The following is a 1,021-nucleotide window of genomic DNA, read 5'->3' as shown; positions in this document are numbered from 1 at the left end:
GCCGTCACCCGGGCCGCGGCCTCCGCGAGACGCTCCTCCGGCAGGCGTCCCGACGCGACCGCGTCGACCAGGGCGTCGCGCATCCGCACCGCCTGCGCGCCGTCGGTCGCGAGCACCGCGTCGGCACCCGCCGCGACGGCCATGACCGCCGCCTCGGGGAAGTCCCAGCGGGTGTTCACCGCACCCATGCCGACCGAGTCGGTGATCGCGACGCCGCGGAAGCCGAGGTCGCGCAGCAGCGCGTACGCGCGCGGGCTCAGCGACGCGGGCAGGTCCGCGTCGAGCACGGCGTACTCGAGGTGGTTCATCATCACGACCGGCGCCCCCGCGTCGATCGCGCGCTGGAACGGGACCAGGTCGGTCGCCGTGAGCTCGTCGAGCGTCGCCTCGACGAGCGACGACGCGGTGTGCGAGTCGACCGTCGAGCGGCCGTGACCCGGGAAGTGCTTGACGGTCGGCGTGACGCCGGCGTCGGCCAGGCCCGTCGCGTACGCGAGCCCGTAGTCCGCCGCGGTCGTCGGGTCGGCGCTGAACGACCGGTCGCCGATGACGCCGCCCGCCGGACCGTCGTCGAGGTCGAGGACCGGGGCCAGGTCGACGTCGACCCCCACCTGCGCGAGCACGGTCCCCGTCTCGGCAGCACGTGCCCGTACCGCGTCGGGGGTCTCGCGCGCGGCCATCCTGCGCGGCGACGGGCCGGCGCCGACGAGCTCGCGCATGAGCGCGACGCGGCCCGACTCCTCGTCGGTCGCGACGACGACCGGCCGGCCCGCCTGCGCGCGGAGGCCCTGCGTCAGCGCGGTCACCTGACGCGTCGAGACGACGTTGCTCTCCGAGAGGAAGAACCCGCCGACGCCCAGGCCCGTGACCTCGGTCGCGAGCGGGTCGTCCGGCCGGGTCACCCCCGGGAGGCCGACCACGAGCACCGCGGCCGCCTGGTGCTCGACGGGCGCGGGGGTGCACGTCGGGGTCGGCGACGGCGACGGTCGCGGAGCGGTCGGGTGCGGCTCCGCGGGGCGGG

At 76.9% G+C, this 1,021-nt stretch carries 1 protein-coding gene; it reads right to left on the bottom strand.

Annotation, left to right across the window (positions count from 1 at the left end; all coding sequences use genetic code 11):
• Nucleotides 1-926 (bottom strand): glycoside hydrolase family 3 protein (locus tag HGA02_RS20190; RefSeq protein WP_168681216.1); only part of this gene is annotated, 926 nt, incomplete at its 3' end.
• Nucleotides 927-1,021: the final 95 nt, after the last annotated feature.

Origin of the sequence: Cellulomonas septica (assembly GCF_012396155.1) — a bacterium.
In the GTDB taxonomy this organism is placed as follows: domain Bacteria; phylum Actinomycetota; class Actinomycetes; order Actinomycetales; family Cellulomonadaceae; genus Cellulomonas; species Cellulomonas septica.
The sequence above is the reverse complement of the archived record's forward strand: the minus strand, read 5'-3'. Positions and strand labels throughout refer to the sequence as shown.